This is a genomic window from Staphylococcus sp. GDY8P57P (assembly GCF_017892585.1).
In the GTDB taxonomy this organism is placed as follows: Bacteria; Bacillota; Bacilli; order Staphylococcales; family Staphylococcaceae; genus Staphylococcus; species Staphylococcus borealis.
In genome coordinates this window covers 51,728-67,354 of record NZ_JAESLK010000040.1, presented here as the reverse complement: position 1 = coordinate 67,354, position 15,627 = coordinate 51,728, and the positions used below count along the sequence as shown (strand labels likewise).

The 15,627-nt window shown below is 32.7% G+C and carries 17 protein-coding genes; 2 read left to right on the top strand and 15 right to left on the bottom strand.

Annotation, left to right across the window (positions count from 1 at the left end; all coding sequences use genetic code 11):
• Window positions 1–42 precede the first annotated feature (42 nt).
• From KA878_RS12030 to KA878_RS11960, 15 genes are all read right to left on the bottom strand, one after another.
• Complete coding sequence (locus tag KA878_RS12030; RefSeq protein WP_193839302.1) at window positions 43–1,377, bottom strand: dihydrolipoamide acetyltransferase family protein; 1,335 nt, start codon at window positions 1,375–1,377, stop codon at window positions 43–45.
• 12 nt (window positions 1,378–1,389) lie between these two features.
• Complete coding sequence (locus KA878_RS12025; RefSeq protein ID WP_193839301.1) at window positions 1,390–2,373, bottom strand: alpha-ketoacid dehydrogenase subunit beta; 984 nt, start codon at window positions 2,371–2,373, stop codon at window positions 1,390–1,392.
• Complete coding sequence (locus KA878_RS12020) at window positions 2,366–3,367, bottom strand: thiamine pyrophosphate-dependent dehydrogenase E1 component subunit alpha (protein WP_070854983.1); 1,002 nt, start codon at window positions 3,365–3,367, stop codon at window positions 2,366–2,368. Before KA878_RS12020 ends, KA878_RS12025 begins: the two co-directional genes overlap by 8 nt.
• A 17-nt stretch (window positions 3,368–3,384) precedes the next feature.
• Window positions 3,385–4,809, bottom strand: coding sequence for a dihydrolipoyl dehydrogenase (gene lpdA, locus KA878_RS12015; RefSeq protein WP_193839300.1), 1,425 nt, complete (start codon window positions 4,807–4,809; stop codon window positions 3,385–3,387).
• Window positions 4,810–5,212: 403 nt separating this feature from the next.
• On the bottom strand, window positions 5,213–6,892 hold the full coding sequence (recN, locus tag KA878_RS12010) for a DNA repair protein RecN (protein WP_193839299.1): 1,680 nt from the start codon (window positions 6,890–6,892) through the stop codon (window positions 5,213–5,215).
• A gap of 15 nt (window positions 6,893–6,907) precedes the next feature.
• The gene (ahrC, locus tag KA878_RS12005; protein WP_053029476.1) at window positions 6,908–7,360 is read right to left on the bottom strand and encodes a transcriptional regulator AhrC/ArgR; all 453 of its coding nucleotides are present in this window, start codon (window positions 7,358–7,360) and stop codon (window positions 6,908–6,910) included.
• Window positions 7,361–7,658: 298 nt separating this feature from the next.
• Window positions 7,659–8,540: a polyprenyl synthetase family protein gene (locus KA878_RS12000; RefSeq protein WP_193839298.1), complete on the bottom strand. Its 882-nt coding sequence runs from the start codon at window positions 8,538–8,540 to the stop codon at window positions 7,659–7,661.
• Complete coding sequence (locus KA878_RS11995) at window positions 8,518–8,748, bottom strand: exodeoxyribonuclease VII small subunit (RefSeq protein WP_053029478.1); 231 nt, start codon at window positions 8,746–8,748, stop codon at window positions 8,518–8,520. Before KA878_RS11995 ends, KA878_RS12000 begins: the two co-directional genes overlap by 23 nt.
• Window positions 8,741–10,078, bottom strand: coding sequence for an exodeoxyribonuclease VII large subunit (gene xseA, locus KA878_RS11990; RefSeq protein WP_193839297.1), 1,338 nt, complete (start codon window positions 10,076–10,078; stop codon window positions 8,741–8,743). Before xseA ends, KA878_RS11995 begins: the two co-directional genes overlap by 8 nt.
• Before the next feature lie 18 nt (window positions 10,079–10,096).
• Window positions 10,097–10,483 (bottom strand): transcription antitermination factor NusB, encoded by a 387-nt coding sequence (gene nusB / locus KA878_RS11985; RefSeq protein ID WP_053029480.1) that lies wholly within the window; start codon window positions 10,481–10,483, stop codon window positions 10,097–10,099.
• A 30-nt stretch (window positions 10,484–10,513) separates the two neighbouring features.
• A complete protein-coding gene (locus KA878_RS11980; protein ID WP_053029481.1) occupies window positions 10,514–10,873 on the bottom strand; it encodes an Asp23/Gls24 family envelope stress response protein in 360 nt (119 codons plus the stop codon).
• A 12-nt stretch (window positions 10,874–10,885) separates the two neighbouring features.
• Complete coding sequence (gene accC / locus KA878_RS11975; RefSeq protein WP_053029482.1) at window positions 10,886–12,241, bottom strand: acetyl-CoA carboxylase biotin carboxylase subunit; 1,356 nt, start codon at window positions 12,239–12,241, stop codon at window positions 10,886–10,888.
• Window positions 12,241–12,720, bottom strand: coding sequence for an acetyl-CoA carboxylase biotin carboxyl carrier protein (accB, locus tag KA878_RS11970; protein WP_070854978.1), 480 nt, complete (start codon window positions 12,718–12,720; stop codon window positions 12,241–12,243). The genes accC and accB overlap by 1 nt, the downstream gene beginning before the upstream one ends.
• 224 nt (window positions 12,721–12,944) lie before the next feature.
• Window positions 12,945–13,502, bottom strand: a complete 558-nt coding sequence (efp, locus tag KA878_RS11965) for an elongation factor P (RefSeq protein ID WP_053029484.1) — start codon at window positions 13,500–13,502, stop codon at window positions 12,945–12,947.
• Between the two features lie 27 nt (window positions 13,503–13,529).
• Window positions 13,530–14,588 (bottom strand): M24 family metallopeptidase, encoded by a 1,059-nt coding sequence (locus KA878_RS11960; RefSeq protein ID WP_075109085.1) that lies wholly within the window; start codon window positions 14,586–14,588, stop codon window positions 13,530–13,532.
• 103 nt (window positions 14,589–14,691) lie between these two features.
• Here KA878_RS11960 and KA878_RS11955 point away from each other — a divergent pair, with 103 nt between their 5' ends.
• Both KA878_RS11955 and KA878_RS11950 read left to right on the top strand, forming a co-directional pair.
• Window positions 14,692–15,273, top strand: coding sequence for a putative periplasmic lipoprotein (locus tag KA878_RS11955; protein ID WP_053029486.1), 582 nt, complete (start codon window positions 14,692–14,694; stop codon window positions 15,271–15,273).
• 17 nt (window positions 15,274–15,290) lie between these two features.
• Entirely contained in the window at window positions 15,291–15,506 is a 216-nt protein-coding gene (locus KA878_RS11950) for an SA1362 family protein (protein ID WP_053029487.1), read from the top strand.
• Window positions 15,507–15,627 lie beyond the last annotated feature (121 nt).

Here is a 15,627-nt window from a genome sequence, read left to right as displayed (position 1 = left end):
AGTTCAAATAGGTTGTCCAAGGCTATGCCATCTTATTACATACTAATAAATACTTGTATTTTCAACTGTAAATTGCTCAATTCGTTGTTTTACTTGCGACATGAAGCGACCTGTTTGGACACCATCTAATATACGGTGATCAATCGAAATACATAAATTAACCATGCTTCTAATTGCTATCATGTCATCAATCACGACAGGTTTTTTTACAATTGATTCTACTTGTAATATTGCAGCTTGTGGATGGTTAATAATACCCATTGACGAAACAGAACCGAATGTACCAGTGTTATTAACCGTAAACGTTCCACCTGACATGTCCTCTTGAGTTAATTGTTTATTTCTAGCTTTTCGTGCTAATTCATTGATTTCTCTAGCAATGCCTTTAATAGATTTTTCATCAGCATGTTTGATAACTGGAACATATAATTTATCTTCATCTGCAACTGCAATCGAAATATTAATGTCTTTATGAATGATAATTTCCTCACCGTCCCAACTACTATTTAAGAGTGGGTTTGATTTGAGCGCTTCTGCAACAGCTTTTACAAAGAATGCAAAGAAGGTTAAATTATATCCTTCATTCTCTTTGAATGTGTTTTTATGATGGTTTCTCGTTTTAACCAAGTTAGTTGCATCAACTTCAACCATCATCCATCCATGTGGAATTTCAGTAACACTTGTTACCATGTTTTGGGCAATTGCTTTTCGTACGCCTTTTACCGGAATAGACTGACCTGGTTGCGTATGATTTGAATCAGTGCTGGCCACTTGATTTTCAAAAGATGGCTCTGTTTTGTTATTAAGTTTAGAATTTTGTTTCTCAGAATGCACATAAGCTTCAATATCTTTTTTAGTTACTCTTCCTTCGAAACCTGTGCCACGCACACGTGATAAATCAACATTATTTTCAGAAGCAATTTTAAATACGACAGGAGAATAGCGACCATTATTTAGTGGTGACGGTGCTGATTCTGTATTTGATTGTTCATTTTGACGAACGTTCTGATCAGTGTGAACACTTGAGTCTGATTTTGGCGTTTTATCAGTTAAGACATCCATATTGTTTGTATTAACAGTTGTTTCATTCTTATTATCATCTGTTTCTTGTTTATTATTATGCGTGTTCGTTGATTGATTTGACTCAGAAGATTCAATTTTACATATAACATGATCTATTTGAACTGTTTCTCCTTCAGAAACTAAGATTTCAGTAATAGTACCAGAAACCGTTGAAGGTACCTCAGCGGTTACTTTATCAGTAACGACTTCACATAAGGGTTCATATTCGTCTACATAGTCTCCTACAGAAATAAGCCATTGCTCGATTGTACCTTCATGAACACTTTCGCCTAGTTTAGGCATTTTAACATCCATAATTTTGCCTCCTTAAAATTGTGCAAGTTCTCTCATTTTTTCTAAGATTTTATCAGGATTCATCATAACTTCATTTTCTAAATTCGGAGAAAATGGCATTGAAGGTACATCTGGTCCAGCTAACCTCATAATCGGTGCATCAAGTTCAAATAAACAGTTTTCAGCAATAATTGCCGAAACTTCTGACATGATACTACCTTCAAGATTATCTTCAGTTACGAGTAAAATCTTGCCATTGATTTTGGCGCGTTCAATAATTGTCTCTTTATCTAAAGGGTAAACTGTTCTTAAATCAACAATTTCTACACTGATACCATCAGCGGCTAAAATATCAGCAGCTTGCATACAATAATTTACACATAATCCATATGTAAATACTGTAATATCGTTGCCTTCTCGTTTAACATCAGCTTTTCCAAGAGGAACAGTATAATATTCTTCTGGTACTTCTTCTTTTAAGAAGCGATAGGCCTTTTTATGTTCAAAAAATAGTACTGGATCATTAGATTCAATAGAAGATAACAATAACCCTTTAGCATCATAAGGTGATGAAGGAATGACGATTGTAAGCCCAGGTGTAGAAGCGAAAATACTTTCGATACTTTGAGAATGGTATAAACCACCATGAACACCACCACCAAAAGGTGCTCTTATTGTAATCGGGCATTGCCAGTCATTATTTGAACGATAACGCATTTTTGCTGCTTCACTTATAATTTGATTAACTGCTGGTAAGATAAAATCTGCAAATTGAATTTCTGCAATTGGTCGTTTGCCAATCATTGCAGCGCCAATAGCAGTACCAACGATATTAGATTCGGCTAACGGGGTATCAATTACTCTTTCAACACCGTATTTTTCTTGTAAACCACGTGTAGCGCCAAATACGCCACCTTTCTTCCCAACATCTTCACCAAGTATAAATACATTGTTATCTTGTTCCATGGCTAAATCTTGTGCTTGTTGTATCGCTTCAATATAAGTCATTTTACTCATTGCCAATACCTCCTTCTGGATCATACACAAATTGATATGTTTCATCTACAGATGGATATGGCGCTTGTTCTGCGTCTTTTGTGGCTTTGGTAATAATTTCTTTATGTGCTTGCTCTAACTGATCTAACCATGCTTGATCGATGATACCTTGTTCGAGTAAATAATCTTTAAATTTAAGATTGCAATCATACGTTTTTAAAGCTTCTCGTTCTTCTTTAGTACGATATGTATCATCATCATCTGATGAATGTGGTGTCATACGATTTGTAACGGCCTCAATTAAGGTAGCACCTTCACCATTTAATGCACGTGTTCTAGCTTCTTTCATTGCTTTATACATAGCAATAGGATCGTTACCATCTACAGTTTCACCGTGGATACCATAGCCTAAAGCTCTATCAGAAAGTTTTTCGGCGGCATATTGTAGTGAATTTGGAACTGATATCGCGTATTTATTATTAATAATGACGCAAACAAAAGGTAGTTTGTGTACACCTGCAAAGTTTAACCCTTCGTGAAAATCTCCTTGATTTGAACTTCCTTCACCTACAGTGGCTGTAGCGATATTAGGTTTTTTATCCATTTTCAAAGCTAAAGCAGCACCTACTGAATGCGGTATTTGAGTTGCAACAGGAGAACTTTGAGATAATATCCCTTTTTCACGATGACTGAAGTGAGATGGCATCTGCTTGCCACCAGAATTAATATCATCCTTTTTACCGAATGAAGCTAGCATTGTATCATAAGGAGAAATACCCATATAAGTTACAAATGCTAAATCTCTATAATATGGAGATGAAATATCTCCTTCTTTCATAGCATAAGCCATTCCTATTTGAGTGGCTTCCTGACCTTGTCCACTTACGACAAAGGGAATTTTACCCGCACGGTTTAGTAACCATAATCGTTCATCTACTTTTCTGCCTAAATCCATCCATTTATAGATTTCTTTGAGGTCATCTTCTGAGAGTCCGACAGATTTATAATCAATCATTTTAAATATTCCTCCTATTAAACATGTATCGCTCTATTTTCTACTTTCAATCCCAATTCCATTAATACTTCAGATATTGAAGGATGTGCATGTGTTGTCAGACCTAATTCAATTGCTGAGCCATTCATAAATTGTAATAATGACGCTTCATTGATTAATTCAGTAACCTGTGGTCCAATCATGCTAATACCGATAATTTCATTTGTTTCTTGATCAATAACCATTTCGCAAAAGCCTTTATCCTTAGCATTAGTCTCTATCACAGCTTTACCTATTGCATTAAATCCCACTTTAAATGATTTAGATTTAATATTTTGCGCTTTGGCAGACTCCTTATTATAACCAATGGAAGCAACTTCAGGATGTGTATATATACATTTTGGCATTTTGTTATAGTTTAAAGGTAAGTTAGATCCATTAAACATATGTTCGACAGCTAAAATGCCTTCTTTTGAAGACACATGAGCTAATTGTAATTTGCCTATACAATCACCAGCAGCATAGATATGTTTATCTTCTGTTTGTAAGCATTCATTAACTAAAATGTTGCCTAATTGATCTGTTTGAATTTTAGTATTATTTAACCCAATATCATTGGTGTTAGGAGTACGTCCAATTGCTACTAAAACTTTGTCTAATTCTAATGTTTTTTCCTCATTGACTTGAATGGTTACGGAATTAGCGTTAACGGTTACTGATGCATCACTTAAAGCACAATTTTCATAAAATGCAACGCCTCTTTCGCTAAGAGCGGTTTTAAGAAATTTTGCAATTTGAGCACTTTCAGCAGGTAGAATTCGTTCTCCAGCCTCAATTACACTAACCTCTACACCTAAGTCTATTAATAAAGAAGCGAATTCAAGTCCAATCACACCACCGCCTATGATTGCTATCTTTGAGGGTAAATCAGTGAGTTCAAGCATGTCACTGCTAGATAATACTGTTTCATGATTGAAAGGTAAAAATGGTAATTGTGTTGGGTATGATCCTGTAGCAATTAAGACATATTGATTAGGTAAAAGATCAGATTCACCATCTTCGTATTCAACTGAGATTGTACCACTTTGTGGTGAAAAAATAGATGTACCCATTATTCTTCCAGTACCATTAAAAACATCAATGTGATTTTTTTGCATTAAACTATCTATACCATGATGCATTTGGCTAACAATAGTGTCTTTACGTTCCATCATAGTTTTTAAGTCAAATGAAAAATGGTCTATATTCACCCCAAAGTCAGCGGATTCTTTCACCGTTCTTAATACTTCAGCAGATTTTAATAATGCTTTTGTAGGGATACACCCTTTATGTAAACAAGTTCCACCTAATAATGATTTCTCTACAATAGCTACCTTTTTACCCAGTTGAGATGCTCGTATGGCCGCCACATATCCAGCGGTTCCTCCACCTAAAACGACTAAGTCATATTGCTTTTCGCTCATTTTTTTACTCCTAACGCATTTACAATTTATTTATCAATAGTATGATGCAACAATGCTCAATATAAATAGATTTTAAATGTCTTATGTCATTTATAACGCAATGAGCATAGCTCATAAAAATTAATCTATTTAAATCAGTGATTTATTATACATTTTACATCAAAATTTAATAGTAATAAAACTAATATATTACCTAAGAGGTTGGGACAAAATATAAGTCTCAGCCTAATTTATTATTTTAGCAGTAGCCGACTCGTTTGAAAATGCGCTTAAATCAAGCTTTTTTTCAAACCTAGTCATTCTTACCTATGCATTGCCAAGCAAAGAGAATTTTATCAAAAAATTCTACAAGCTAAGCATGCTGGGGTGGGACAACGATTAACTTTAATTGCAGTACCGCACCCTATTTTTTTCTTTGATTTTGGCTAATCATTTCTTTTGCATTTTCTCTAGTTAATTCCGTCACACTAGCACCAGAAATCATGCGTGCGATTTCATCAATTTTATCATCATCTTTTAATTCTTTAACTTGAGTTGTTGTACGGTCATCATTGGAAGCTTTGCTTATTAATAAATGATGATCACTCATTGATGCGACTTGTGGTAAGTGAGAGATACAAATGACTTGGATATATTCTGCGATATCTCTCATTTTTTCAGCCATTTTTTGGGCAGCTTGACCAGACACACCCGAATCAACCTCATCAAATAGAATTGCTGTTTGTCCTCGTGATTGTACAAATATACTTTTTAAAGCGAGCATAATACGAGATAGCTCACCACCAGAGGCAATTTTATTTAAACTCTTAAGTGGTTCTCCTTTATTTGGACTTATTAGGAACTCAACGAATTCTATACCATCAATCGTTGGCTTTTCTAATAATTGGAAAGAAATTTCTAAATTAGCATCTTTCATTTGTAAATTTTGAATTTCGGAAACGATATGGTCTCTTAATGTGCGTGCTACAGTACGACGCGCCTTAGATAATAACTTACCTTGAGACATGACTTCTTCATATAATCGATTAATTTCCTCACGTAATTGAGATGTACTTTCCTCATAATTTTCAATTTTAGCAATTTCATTTTGCAGTTTGTCTTTGTAAGTCATTAATTCATCGATATCTTTGCCATATTTTCTTTTGAGATTATTTAATAAATTCATTCGGGATTCTAATTCATTGAGCATTTGTTCATCAAATTCGTTGTTCGACATTTCATCATATATCTCGTGTTTGGCATCCTCAAGCGTATAATAAAATTGGTCGATATCCTCTTTAAGTTTACTAAATTTATCCGGCAGAATTTCATCAATGGATTGCAAATGATTACTTAATTCATAAAGTCTATCTGTAATCGCGTGTTCATCGGTTAAAGTAACATGGGCATTATTAAGCGCTAAGCTTAGTTTCTCAGAATTTTGAATTCTACGAATATCAACTTCTAATTGTTCAATTTCGCCTTCTTTTAGAGAAGCTTCTTCTAATTCTTCATATTGAAATTTCATTAAATCTAAACGTTGAAGTAACGCTTGATCTGCAGACTCTAGATCTTCTAATTCCTTTGTTTTACTTTTATATTGGTTAAACACGTTTTGATATTGTTCTTTTGTAGTTGAATATTTATCCTCTGCATAGTCATCTAATAATTTTAAATGGTACTTTTGTTTAAGAAGTGTTTGAGTTTCATGTTGACCATGAATATCTAATAACTCTTGCATGACTTTACGTAAATCTTGAAGTGTTACGATTTGATTGTTTAATCTACAAATACTTTTACCAGTACTAAAAATTTCTCTTTTTACTAATAAAAAGTCTTCATCAATATCTATATCTAGGTCCTGAAGGATATGAATAACATCTTTACTTTCGTCTATGTCAAAGATACCTTCAATAATTGCCTTTTTTTCACCATGTCTAACATAGTCTGATGAAGCACGCACCCCAATTAATTGGCCAATAGCATCTATGATGATTGACTTACCTGAACCAGTTTCACCACTCAGTACTGTAAGGCCATCTGAAAAATGAATTTCTAATTCATCAATAATTGCAAATTGTTTTATTGATAAGGTTTGTAACATGAATTCATCGCATCCTTATAATAAATTGAAAATTCTAGTTTTAATTGTATTACTTGCTTCTTCATCTTTACAAATTAAAAGACAAGTGTCATCTCCACAAATAGTACCGAGCACTTCGTCCCAATCGATTTGGTCTAGTATAGCACCTATTGATTGAGCGTTACCTGGTAATGTTTTTAAGACTAGTAAATTTCCAGTTCCTTCAATGTTAACAAATGAGTCCATAAGATAACGTCCCAATTTTTCAAGTGGATGATATTTTCGATCATTCGGCAAGCTATAAACATATTGACCTGTCGGTGCGGGTACTTTGATTAATTGTAATTCTTTAATATCACGAGATACGGTTGCTTGAGTCACATTAAGGTCGTATTCATTTAGACGTTTGACGAGTTCGTCTTGCGTTTCTATCTTTTCGCTTGAGATAATTTCTCTTATTTTTATGTGTCTCACTGATTTTTTTGCCATTATGAACACTCCTAGTTTCGAATAATTATACAATGATTTTAACACAACATAATTTTCACTACTACTATTGCTATTATGCATAAGTAACTGATAACTCAATAATCGTAAATTGTTTAAATTAATGACATAGCGCTATTATTGAATGATTTTGTTTGAAAAAATGTATATATTTATAAATAATTATGTAAATTTTTAATAATAATGATAACGAGCACCTAGTCATTAAAATAAAGTATTAAAACACCCTTCAAAGCTGATGTATAAAACAATAACTTTAAAGGGTTCTTATTCGTTCAACTTAATGATCACGAGTGTAAAATAAATCAACGACATCTAGTAAAGGCTTAATATCGTATTGCTCAGAGAGCTTTTTAATTGATTCAGTGGCAGCATTTTTATGGAAATCAAGTTTATCTTCTGCACCTTTTTTTCCTAATAATGAAACATAAGTGCTTTTGTGATTTTCAATATCACTACCTACTTTTTTACCTAACTTAGATTCATCACCATACACATCTAGTAAATCATCTTTAATCTGGAACATTAGACCTAGATGATCGCTAAATGATTCAAGTAATTGTGACGTCGATTGATCGACTTTTGCAATATCGGCAGCACTTAATATCGCAAATTTTAATAATGCACCTGTTTTAGCTTTATGTATTTGTTCAAGGGTTTCCAAATCAACAGGTTTATCCTCGCTTTGCATGTCTAATGTTTGGCCACCAACCATACCTAAGTGACCGCTATTGTGAGCTAATCTTGAAAGCACCTTTACTTTAACCTCTGGTTCTAATAACTCATCGTCAGCAACGATTTCAAAAGCCTTCGTTAAAAGTGCGTCTCCAGCTAAAATAGCCTTCCATTCACCATAAACTTTATGATTTGTTAATTTTCCACGACGATAATCATCATTATCCATAGGAGGTAAATCATCATGTATTAAAGAATATGTGTGAATCATTTCCAATGCTAAAGCCGTTTGTTTACCTTTGATATAATCTTGATTTAATACATCCAACGTTAAGAAAACAAGTAGCGGTCTTATTCTTTTACCACCTGCATTAAGTGAATACTGCATACTTTCTTCAAGATTGGTATTTAATGGTGAAGGTTTAATTACACCGTCAAGAGCGCTATTAATTTGTTCAATTAACTCATTCATTGACATCTTTGTCATTATCTTCATCCTCTGCTTCATCTTTAATAAGTTGATTAACTTTATTTTCCGCATCTTTTAGCGTTGCATCACATGTGGCTGAAAGTTTCATTCCTCGCTGATATAACTCTAGTGATTCTTCAAGAGATACAGTTTCATTATCTAACTTTTGAACGATTTTTTCCAATTCTTGCATCATTTCTTCAAAACTTTGTTGATCTTTACTCATGTTCACACCTAACCTTTTTAACAATAGCATCAACGCTACCATCTTTCATTGCTAATGTAATTTCATCATTTTCATTTAAGTCTTGTGTACTTGTAATCACTTGGTCGTTCTTATTAATAATAGTATAGCCTCTTAGCATTGTATTAGTCGGACTTAAGTTGTTTAATAGTTCAATTTTATTTTTGAGCTCTAATTGATTATTTTGAATACTTTTCTTTGTTAAGTTTGTTAATCGACTATTAATGTTCATTAAGTGTTTATTATTTTGCGTAATGGATTGCTTTAAAGCTTTTAAATTAAAATTTTGACGAAGTACTTTAATTTGATACTTTTTACTTTCAATTTTAGATGATATTAATTGAGATAATTGCTTTTCTAAATCATCTTTTCGTTGAATTTGTTGATCATATAATAATGAAGGTTGTTTAAATTTATAATACGATGATAAATGGTCGAGCTGTTTATGTTGTTTTTCAAGATATTGTTTTATATATCTTGAAAGCGAAAATTGATATTGTTTAATTTGTTGCATCAATTCGTACTGATCGGGTGTAGCGATGACCGCAGCTTGAGTAGGTGTTGCTGCCCTTACATCAGCGACAAAATCACTCAATGTAAAATCAGTTTCATGTCCGACAGCTGAAATAATAGGAGTTTGACATTCAAAGATTGCTTTCACAACATCCTCTTCGTTAAAGTTCCATAAATCTTCTATAGAACCACCACCACGACCAACTATAATAGTATCGACGCCAAGCGCGTCAGCGTGTTTTATTTTTTCGATAATATCTTCTTTTGCTTGAGTTCCTTGCACTAAAGTACTTAATTGAATTTTTTCAACTAAAGGATATCTGCTATTGATTGTAGACACAATATCCCTAATTGCTGCACCAGTACTTGCAGTTAAAATCGCAATTTTTTTAGGAAACCGGGGAATAGGCTTTTTATATTTATTACTAAAATAGCCTTCTTTTTTTAATTTTATCTTTAATTGTTCTAACTTTTGATACAAGTTCCCTATACCATCTAATTCCATCTTATTGACATAAATTTGATAGTTTCCACGTCGCTCATATACTGAAACACGTGCTTCTAAGAGAACTTCGTCACCTTCTTTAGGATCAAAAGTAAGTTTGCTAGCATTGCCCTTAAACATCATTGCACTAATGACACTATCTTTATCTTTAACATTGAAATAAAGGTGTCCGCTAGAATGCCTTTTAAAGTTAGATAGTTCGCCTTTAAGCAAAATAGACTGTAAATGTGGGTCTTGGTCAAATTTGTATTTAATATATTTTGTTAATGTTGTTACACTTAAGTATTCAGACATAGTCATCACTCAAATTAATTATTTTATGTTACTTAGCACACCGTTAATAAATTTATAATGTTCATCGTCACTAAACTGTTTTGCCAATTCTACAGCTTCATTGATGATTACTTTTGGTGGTGTATCACTGTGTAATAATTCAAATGTAGCCATACGTAGTATAATACGGTCTGTTTTTAGCAAACGTTGAAGTGACCAATCTTTAAGATATGGTTTGATCGTATCATCTAAAACCGGTTCATGATCTTTTACACCAGTCACTAACCAGTGTATAAATTCAAAGTCTAAATCTGGCTCATCATCTTTAATAAAATTGATTGCTTCATTGATAGTTAATTCTGTATCTTTCATTTCTAACTGAAACAAAGTTTGAAATGATTGCTTTCTTGATTCTTTTCGACTCATAAATAACTCCTTGTTAATGTAATCTTTATATTATTCGACAGTGATATGCATGATATGAACGTTAATTTCTTTAGGCTCGATTGCAGTCATTGTTTTAATTGAGTTGAAAATGGATGTTTGAATTTTGCTCGCAAACTTAGAAATATTGATACCATGTTTAATAGAGCAATATACATCAATTTGAATGCCATCTTCTTTAACATCTATTTTTAAATTTCTATTGAGATTTTTTCGACTCATTTTCTCAATATTACTATTTTTTAATTCTGCAAAATGTCCGGTAACACCGTTTACCTCTGATACTGCAATACTTGCAACTACAGAGATAACTTCTGGTGCAATTTCAATTTTACCTAAATTTGAATTTGAATAATCTGCCACTTTAACCATTTATACTACCTCCTACTCATTGTCATTCATAATATTATATTGCTCTAAGAAATTTGTATTAAATGATCCACTTCTAAAAATATCATTATTCATTAATTTCAAGTGGAACGGAATTGTTGTATCGATTCCTAAAATTAAATACTCGCTTAATGCTCTGATTCCAGTCATAATCGCTTCTTCACGAGTAGGTTCATGTACAATTAACTTAGCAACCATAGAATCGTAATATGGAGGGATTGTATAATTCGTATAGCAAGCTGATTCAATTCTCACACCATAACCTCCAGGCGCAAGGTATTGGGTAATTTTACCAGGAGAAGGCATGAAATTCTTATATGGATTTTCAGCATTTATACGATATTCAATCGCATGCCCATTAATAGTAATATCATCTTGTGTATATGGTAATGTTTCACCCATCGCAACTTTTAATTGCAATTTAACTAAGTCTATTCCCGTAACCATTTCAGTAACCGGATGTTCAACTTGGATACGCGTGTTCATTTCCATAAAGTAAAATTGATTGTCATTTAAGTCATAAATAAATTCAATTGTACCTGCGTTCTCATAATTTACTGCTTTAGCAGCTCTAATTGCAGCATTTCCCATTTCTTCACGTTGTTCATTTGTTAATATAGGTGATGGTGATTCTTCAACTAACTTTTGCATACGTCTCTGAATCGTGCAATCCCTTTCTCCGAGATGAATTACATTTCCGTATTGGTCACCAATTATTTGAATTTCGATATGGCGGAAGTTCTCGATAAATTTTTCAAGATAAAGTCCCCCATTACCGAAAGCAGTTTCTGCTTCTTGCTGGGTCATTCGATAGCCATTTTCAAGTTCTTTCTCTGTTCTGGCCACTCGGATCCCTTTACCGCCACCGCCTGCTGTCGCTTTTATAATTACAGGATAGCCGATTTCTTCAGCAATTTGTTTAGCATCCTCTATAGATGTGACAAGTCCATCGCTTCCTGGCACAACTGGCACATTGGCAGCAATCATTTCAGCTTTTGCAACGTCTTTAATACCCATTTTTTGAATAGATTCATAGCTAGGACCAATGAATTTCAATTGGCAAGCTTCGCATAGTTCTGCAAAGTCACCGTTCTCAGCTAAAAAGCCATAACCCGGATGAATACCATCACACCCTGTTGATGTTGCTATAGATAAGATATTAGGAATATTTAAATATGAATCTTTAGACTGAGTAGGACCAACGCAATATGCTTCATCAGCAATTTGAGTATGTAATGCGTCTTTATCTCCCTCAGAATAAATAGCAACGGTTTGTATGCCTAAATCATGGCAAGCTCTGATAATTCTAACCGCAATTTCGCCACGGTTAGCGATTAAGATTTTTTTCATTATTTCACCTTAAATAACGGTTGGCCATACTCTACCATTTGTCCGTCTTCTACTAATATTTCAACGATTTCTCCAGAAACTTCTGCTTGAATTTCATTAAATAATTTCATTGCTTCTAAAATACATACAGTTGATTCATTTGTAACTTTATCACCAACTTGAACATAAGCATCTTCCTCAGGTGATGGAGATTTATAAAATGTACCAACCATTGGTGCATTAATCGTTTGATATGATGATTCATCATCTTGACTTTTATTTTCTTCAACAGGTGCTTCTGATACACTTTGATTTGGTGTTGACATTGTTGGTGCAGCAGGTGCTAAAGGTGCTTGTTGTGTATATTGTGGTGTAATTATTTCAGTTTCTTTTTGTTTTTTTAGATTAACTACACTACCTTTATTATCTTCAATATTAATTTCAGTTAAACTTGATTGATCAAGAATTTCGATTAATTCTTTTATTTCTTTAAAATTCATAAGTTACTGACTCCTCGACTTAGTTTTCATCTACCAATCTATTTTACTTGACTCAACTTGCCAATTCAAGCATGTGTCATTTTATGGCAAATAGTTAATATCATTATATGAATATTATAAATGATACTCTGATATTTTATAATTTTTTGTATGCATGATTTGAGTATTAAAAAAAGTCTTTCTAATTGGTAATCAGAAAGACTCTAGTTATCGTTCATAATAAATTAAGCTCTTGAAATATAGCTTCCATCACCAGTATTAATTACTAATACATCACCTTCATTAACAAATAAAGGTACATTTAATGTATAACCAGTTTCAACTGTAGCTGATTTAGTTGCACCAGTAGCAGTATCACCTTTAATACCAGGTTCAGTTTCAGTAACTTCTAATTCAACGGTCTTAGGTAATTCAACACCGATTGTTTCACCTTCATATGATTGAATTTGAACTTCCATGTTTGCTTTTAAGAATTTTAATTCATCTTTTAAATAATCTGCTGATAATTCAGTTTGATCAAACGTTTCATTATCCATGAACACATGATTATCACCATCTGCATATAAATATTGCATGCGACGATTTTCAATCATTGCTTGTTCAACTTTTTCTCCAGCTCTAAATGTTTTTTCTTGGATTGCACCTGTTCTTAAATTACGTAATTTAGAACGAACAAAGGCAGAACCTTTACCTGGTTTTACATGTTGGAAATCAATAACTTTCCAAATGCCATTATCTACAGAAATTGTTAAACCTGTTTTAAAATCATTAACCGAAATCATTCAGTTTCCTCCTCAAATATGCGCTTTCTATAAAATAATAAGGTCTTTTGTACATTTAGTAAAGACTTCGCAGCCATTTTCAGTGATTAAAATATCATCTTCTATACGTACACCGCCAAGACCATCTACATAAATACCTGGTTCAATAGTAACACAATTATTTACTTGAATCGTACCCTTTGCATTTTTAGACAATAATGGCCCTTCGTGTATATCTAATCCAATACCATGACCGAGTGAATGACCAAATGCTTCTCCATATCCATGAGACGCAATATAATCTCTTGATAAAGCGTCTGCTTCTGCCACAGTCATGCCAGCTTTAATTTCATTGATGGCTTTTATTTGGGATTCAAGAACAATATTATAAATGTCTTTCATCTTTGGATCAGGTTCACCTATAGCAAATGTTCTTGTAATATCAGAGCAATATCCTCTGTAGTATGCACCAAAGTCTAACGTGATCATATCCCCTTGTTCAATAACTTTATCACTTGCTACGCCGTGTGGTAAGGCGCCTCTATAACCCGATGCTACAATTGTGTCGAATGAAGGTCCATCTGCACCTAATTCTAGCATTTTGCTCTCTAATTTCGCCTTTAATGTTCTTTCAGTCATGCCAGCCTCGGCAATTTCTAAGATATAATTATATGTATCATCAACTATTTTAGCAGCATATTTAATTTTCTCAATTTCCTCAGGTGTTTTTACTTCTCTAATTTTTTCAATGTCGTCACCAATTGAAACTAAATTTGCGCTTGATTGATTTAACGTTTGGTAAGTATCGTAACTTACTAAGTGACCTTCAAACCCAATTGACTTAAATTGGTTATGATTGATAATTTCAACGATTTCTTCAATTAATCCACCACTGCGCTTGATAATTTCGAAATGAGTAGCCTGTTCGGTAGCTTGTTCAATATAACGGAAGTCTGTTATTAGTTGATAACGATCTTTTGAAATAACTAATGCACCACTTGTACCAGTAAAATCAGATAAATATCTTCGATTATAATCTGATAAGATAACTAAAGCATCTATTTGATGATGATTTAGTAGTTCTTGAACTTTTGCTAATTTATTCATACAAATCACTCCTAGTATAACGTTTGTACATTTGCTCTATTTACATTAAAATAATAGCATAATTATTTTAGAAATAAAGAGATTTTGGTTTAGGGAGATTTTAATGAAAAAATTAATCGTTATTCTAGGAGCTTCATGTTTATTGGTTGGTTGTGGCTCTCAAAATTTAGGACCTTTGGAAGACAAGACAACCAAATTAAGAGATGAAAACCATAACTTGAAGTTAGATATCCAACAGCTAAATCAAGATATAAGTAATCAAAAAGCACAAGTTGAAGCTCTTAATAAAGATAAAAAGAACGTATCTAAAACTGTTGATAACAATAAAGAAGCTAAATTTCTAGATGCTTCTTCAAAATACTATCAGGATATTACTAAAGTGATTAGTAATTATAATCAACTAGATTTAACTAAAAAGAAAAAAGAGGATAAAAAGCAAAATCTTGAAAAATTAAATACTATAACAAACGATATTGATGATGCGTATAGTAAATATAAAGGCACGATTTCAACAAAAGATTTATCAAGTGCCAATAAGAATGAAGATAAGAATATTAGACAAATGAATAAAGAATTACAATCAGCATTTAAAGATATAAAGAGTGGATATGAAACTAATAATTCTAATAAATTAAATAAAGGTAAGACAAAGCTATCTCAAGTTAACATGTCCAATAATTCATAAATATAGGAGTTTTTGTTTTGAAAAATATATTGTTTTATTTAGTATTAATTATTGCAGCAATTGGCTTAATCTTAAATCTGAATGCGTTTATGATGTCATTTGCTAAAACTATTTTTACTTTTATAATTATCGCAATCATTATTTATTTAATATACTATTTCTTCTTCTTAACTGAAGATCAACGTAAATATAGAAGAGCTGCAAGAAAATATAAAAAGAAACATCGTAAATAATACGTCTAAGATTTTAAAACCTTAGACTAGTAAGGGAGTGGGACAGAATTCTTTTAAATTCGTTGTCCACTCCCAGCTTGCTTTGCTTGTAGAATTTCTTGATGAAATTCTCTTTGCTGGG